This is a genomic window from uncultured Campylobacter sp. (assembly GCF_938045405.1).
GTDB lineage: Bacteria > Campylobacterota > Campylobacteria > Campylobacterales > Campylobacteraceae > Campylobacter_B.
Map to the genome: position 1 here is coordinate 1 of NZ_CALIMW010000100.1, position 5,263 is coordinate 5,263.

General features: G+C 47.5%; 6 protein-coding genes. All 6 read left to right on the forward strand.

Features of this window, described 5'->3' with window-relative positions:
• Window positions 1-412: hypothetical protein (locus tag Q0140_RS03635; RefSeq protein ID WP_366112831.1), on the forward strand; the 412-nt coding region annotated here is incomplete at its 5' end.
• A gap of 2 nt (window positions 413-414) precedes the next feature.
• Window positions 415-1,215, forward strand: a complete 801-nt coding sequence (trpC, locus tag Q0140_RS03640) for an indole-3-glycerol phosphate synthase TrpC (protein ID WP_297962001.1) — start codon at window positions 415-417, stop codon at window positions 1,213-1,215.
• Between the two features lie 957 nt (window positions 1,216-2,172).
• A complete protein-coding gene (locus tag Q0140_RS03645) occupies window positions 2,173-2,661 on the forward strand; it encodes an HIT domain-containing protein (RefSeq protein ID WP_291936177.1) in 489 nt (162 codons plus the stop codon).
• Window positions 2,662-2,676: 15 nt separating this feature from the next.
• Window positions 2,677-3,327 carry a WG repeat-containing protein gene (locus tag Q0140_RS03650; RefSeq protein ID WP_297962003.1) on the forward strand — a complete coding sequence of 217 codons (651 nt, stop codon included), beginning with the start codon at window positions 2,677-2,679 and terminating at the stop codon, window positions 3,325-3,327.
• Between the two features lie 202 nt (window positions 3,328-3,529).
• A complete protein-coding gene (locus tag Q0140_RS03655; RefSeq protein ID WP_297962005.1) occupies window positions 3,530-4,300 on the forward strand; it encodes an abortive infection family protein in 771 nt (256 codons plus the stop codon).
• Window positions 4,301-4,324: 24 nt separating this feature from the next.
• On the forward strand, window positions 4,325-5,263 hold a 939-nt coding region (locus Q0140_RS03660), incomplete at its 3' end, for a bifunctional 3,4-dihydroxy-2-butanone 4-phosphate synthase/GTP cyclohydrolase II (protein ID WP_297962007.1).

Consider the following 5,263-nt stretch of genomic DNA (forward strand, 5'->3'; position numbering starts at 1 on the left):
TGTAGCGCCGCAGAATTCTATATCGCAAAACCCCACTACGATAAAAGGCTCCGCGCCGAAAGATCAGGCGCCGCAAAGCCCGGCAATAAAAACTCCTTCGCCTGATTCCATAAAATCTACGGCGCCCGAAAGCTCTGCGTTAGATTCCGCACGTCCAAGCTCTGCTGCAACGCGTGATTTAACGCCAAAAGACTCCGCTTCGCAAAATTCTGCTGGGTCTGTAAATTCCGCGATTCAAAACCAGACACCAAATTCCGCGGCTTCTGAAAATTTTGCGACGCCTATAAATTCCGCCGCGCAGAATTCTGCCTCGTCAAGACAAAATTCCGTATCGAGGCAGGATTTTATGCCAGAGCAAAATTCTACGTCGAAAGATCCCATCGGCTCTAAAATCCAGACACCAAAGCAGTAGCGATGATTTTGGATGAAATTTTAAAACGCACTCGCGAGGATCTGGCGCTTCGTAAAGAAAGACTGCCCGAGGATCTGCTCGGCCGCTCGCTAAGCGCCAATCCCTACGAGCCGCGCGATGTCATAAGCGCGCTTAGAAGCGATGAGAAGGATCCGCTGCGCATCATCGCCGAGATTAAAAAGGCAAGCCCGAGCAAGGGGATCATTCGCGAGGATTTTGAGCCGCTAAGCCTTGCGGTGGAGTACGAAAATGCAGGCGCGAGCGCCTTTTCGGTGCTTACCGAGCCGCATTATTTCAGAGGCGATTTGGAGTTCATCCCGCAGATCCGCCGCTACACTCGCACGCCCATTTTGCGCAAGGATTTCATCGTCGATCGTTATCAGATCCTCGAAGCGCTGGTTTACGGCGCGGATTTTATCCTGCTGATCGCCAAAGCTCTAGAAGGCAAACAGCTAAGAGAGCTGCTCGATTTTGCCCGCAGGCTGGGGCTTCGGGCGCTGTGCGAGATCCACGATAAGGACGATCTGAAAAAAGTGGTCTTTGCAGGCGCTGATATTATCGGCATCAACCATCGAAATTTAGAGACTTTCGAGGTCGATACGAGCCTGAGCGAGCGGCTAATCCCGCTGATTCCAAACGGCAAGATCATCGTCGCCGAAAGCGGCCTGCACTCGCATGAGCAGCTTTTAAGCTTGCACGAGGCGGGCGTCGATGCGTTTTTGATCGGCGAGCATTTTATGCGCCAAAATGACGTCGGCGCGGCACTGCGCGAGATAAAGCTCGGCGCGGGCGGCGAAATTTAAACCCGTTTGCTTGATCGCGCAAGCTTAAACCCGAAGCGAGCGGTTAAATTTAGCGAACGGAGCGAAATTTTAAGGCAGTAAATTTTAAAATTCTGCGGACTTTAAAATTTAAGAGCTCTTTAATTTAGCGCCGCGCCGCAATTTAATATCGCACATCGCGCGAGAATTCACGCTGCGCTTTGGCATCGTGAGTTTATTATCACGCGCTACGCGAGCGGCTACGGAGTGAGGTTTAAATTTACGCCTTTCGTTTGTATGGCTTTCCGTCGCATCACGAGCTGGTGCAAAAAGCGTGGGTTTAAATTTAGCTTTACGTTTGCGAAGCTTCGCGCGTGGGGTTGGGCTTGCAGCATTGAGCGCCAAGGATTGCGCGTCTGCCGTAGTGTCTTGTGTGCCCAGCGCTTCGGTATTGGCGATTAAATGGCGCCGTAAATTTAATCACAGCTCGCGACCTAAGCCGCCCAGAGGAGCTGCGCGTACGATAACTGCGCAAAGCGAGCTATCGTAAAAGCGAACGGCGTAGGGGCTAGGGCTGCGATACCCTGCGATACGACGCGATTGAGTCGCAGCTATAATATAGCTGCACTATGACCGCGCCGCGTTAAATTTTATCGCGTGTCGCGACGGGTATTGCGGCGCAGGTTTGGCATCGCGTATCGTGCCTGTGAGTGCTTCAAAGTTTTGTTATAATCCGCACGCAAACTGCCCGCGGATTTAATCGCCCGCCGTGCGCTTTGATACGCGAAGCGTATGTCGCACCGAAGCGCCTTGCGCAGCACGAGATTCGTAAAGAGCGCGTACCACCGCGCGTATAACTTTGCGCTGTGCGAGCAAGCGCGAGCTGCGTAAATAAAATTTTATGAAATTTAGAAGTTTTAAATTCCAAATTTCATAGAATTTTGCGAAACGCAAATTTTAAAATTCCATAGAATTTTGGAATTTCGGAAAGGAAAAGAGATGGATTATCTTTGCGCCCCTTGGCGAAGCGAGTATTTTACCGAAAAAAGAAGCGGCTGTCCCTTCTGCGACGCGGCGGCGGATGCGGCGTTCGACGATCGCAACGGCGTGCTTTTTCGCGCGCAGCACTGCTTCGGGGTGATGAACCTCTACCCTTACAGCCCGGGCGCGTTTATGGTGATACCCTACGAGCACGCGGATAATATCGAGTGCCTTAGCGACGATGCGTGGGCGGAGATGAGCCGCTACGTGCGCGCCGGAGTGGGGATCTTAAAGCGCACTCTGGGCGCAAACGGCGTAAATATCGGCATGAACCTCGGCGCCGCCGCGGGTGCGGGCATAGCCGAGCACGTGCACTATCATCTCGTACCGCGGTGGCAGCGCGATACGAATTTCATCACGACGATCGCAAACGTCCGCGTAAACGGCGTTTCATTCGCCCCGCTTTTTGAGAAGCTAAAAGCGGCTTACGCGGAGATTAAAATTTAAATTCGGAAGATCGAGATGGTATTGGCATGGGTTAAAAAGAACGATAAATGGGGTTTTATCGATAAAACTGGAAAGGAGATAGCTTCTTGCATCTATGATGACGTTTCGTATTTTAGCGAAGGCCTAGCATGCGTTAGAAAGAACGATAAATTCGGCTTCGTCGATAAAACGGGCAAAGAAGTTATCCCCTGCATATATGATCGGACCGAGGAGTTTTGTGAGGGCTTAGCGTGGGTTAATAAGAACGATAAATTCGGCTTTATCGATAAAACGGGGAAAGAGGTGATTTCTTGTATATATGATGATGCTTATAATTTTGAGGAAGGACTGGCGGAAGTTCAAAAAAGCGGCTATTGGGGTTTTATCGATAAAACCGGCAAAGAGATCGTTCCTTGTATATATGATGACGTTGGCGTTTTTCGCGAAGGCTTGGCGGACGTTAAAAAGAACGGTTATTTGGGATATATCGATGAAACGGGAAAAGAAGTTATTCCTTGCATATATGATCGGGCCGGGAGTTTTTGCGAATGCTTAGCGAAGATTGAAAAGGACGGCAAATGGGGCTTTATCGATAAAACGGGCACAGAGGTAGTTTCTTGTGTATACGAGCTTGTTTGGGATTTTGACAATACTTTGTGCGGATATTATGACGAAATCAAATATTGAGAAGGATACGTTAAAGTCAAAAAAGACGGCAAATGGGGGCTGCTCGATGATGAGGATAATGAAATTTTAAAGCCTGTATTTTATGATGAGATAGAAGTTATTAAAATTCTAAGCGACGATTACATCAAGATCAATTTAGACGGTCGCGAAACGATCGTTGATAAAAACGGCACAATAATATATTAAATTTAAAGGAGAGACGATGTGTTTAAGTATAGAAGAATCCCAGGAATGCTCTAGGATTAACAAATTCAATAATGAGGAATTAATAGAACATTTAAAATTTGGATTAAAATCCGCTTCTAGAAGCAAAAAATTTATTGGCTATAAATGTACACGAGAAAAGGTTCTTAGCGTACCGGAGTTAAAAAATCGTGCCCCGTGGTTTTTAAAGCATTGTGAGGATATTGAAAGTTTTTATACCTTTATAAAAGAGAAAGGTGGATACGAAGAAAGATGTGAATATATAGATAAGGAATTTGATCCTATAAAGGCCATTTTAAAAGAAAATATAGTTTTTGATAATAAGCACATACAAGATATATGGCAAAAAGCCCTAGAGAGATTGGTTGATGACCCAGAGGGAGCTATAAAATTATCAAGAACGTTATTGGAAAGCATATTAAAATGCATTTTAAAGAACCAAAAAATTGATTTTAATGAGAAAGACAGCAGTTTACATGATCTATATAAAAAAGTTAGTGAAATTTTAGATTTTGCGCCAGAAAAATGCCAAGAAGAACCTTTTAAGCGGGTTCTGGGCGGTATGAGTGCAATTGTAAGCGGTATAGGTGAGATTCGAAATAAAGCCGGTGACGGGCACGGGAGGTCTGAAGATTATGAAAAGGCGCAAAAAAGGCATGCTGAGTTTTTAGTGTGGAATGCCGGAGCTATGAGCATGTTTATATTTAAGACATATATGGAGAAATTTAGTGTAAGTCCAAGCAATTTGGATTTTAAAATAAATTTTTGATGATTTTATAATTAAGGAGAGACGATGATCAGCGTAGAGCAGGCGATTGAGGATCTGAAAAACGGCAAAATGCTCGTTATGGTCGATGACGTCGATCGCGAGAATGAGGGCGATTTGGTGTTTGCGAGCACCTTTAGTAGCGCACAGAAGGTAAATTTTGCGATCACGCACGCTCGCGGAGTGCTGTGCGTGGCGCTTAGCCCGCAGATTGCGCAGCAGCTAGATCTGAATTTGATGGTCGATAAAAACACTTCGAGCCACGAGACCGCCTTTACCGTCACGATCGACGCGAAGGACGCCAAGACGGGCGTAAGCGCGTATGAGCGCAATATGACGATCGAGCTAATGTCGCGCGTGGGCGCTCGCGCCGATGATTTCGTCCGCCCTGGGCATATCTTCCCGCTCATCGCCAAAAGCGGCGGCGTGCTCGCTCGCACGGGGCACACCGAGGGCTCTACGGATCTGTGCCGCTTGGCTGGGCTTTCGCAAAGCGCCGTGATCTGCGAGATCGTCAAAGACGACGGCGATATGGCGCGCAGGGACGATCTGGAGAAATTCTGCGCGCAGCACGGCATCAATATGATCTCGGTCGCGCAGATCGTGCAGTACCGCCTAAAACACGAAACTCTCGTTAAATTTAGCGAGCCAAAAAGCGCTTTGCTGTGCGGCGAGGCGGCGAAATTTTACGACGTGAGCGATCACGAGGGCAACGAACACCGCGCCTATATTTTCGGCGAGCCAGAAAAGGGCGCGCAGACGAACGTGAAATTTCATAAAATTTCAAGCGATCTGGAATTTTTAAGCGATGCGAAATTTAACGATTTCATGCGCGATCTGGACGTTTTGCGCAATGAAGGCGGCGTGCTTTTGATGCTAAAATCCGCGCAAAATCGCGCTGATTTTAAGAGCTTCGGCATCGGAGCGCAAATTTTAGCGCATCTGGGCGTGAAAAAAATCAAAATT

Coding starts and splice junctions, on each gene's coding strand:
- Q0140_RS03650 (WP_297962003.1), top strand. CDS start 2,677: ATGGTATTGGCATGGGTTAAAAAGAACGATAAATGGGGTTTTATCGAT.
- Q0140_RS03655 (WP_297962005.1), top strand. CDS start 3,530: ATGTGTTTAAGTATAGAAGAATCCCAGGAATGCTCTAGGATTAACAAA.
- trpC (WP_297962001.1), top strand. CDS start 415: ATGATTTTGGATGAAATTTTAAAACGCACTCGCGAGGATCTGGCGCTT.
- Q0140_RS03645 (WP_291936177.1), top strand. CDS start 2,173: ATGGATTATCTTTGCGCCCCTTGGCGAAGCGAGTATTTTACCGAAAAA.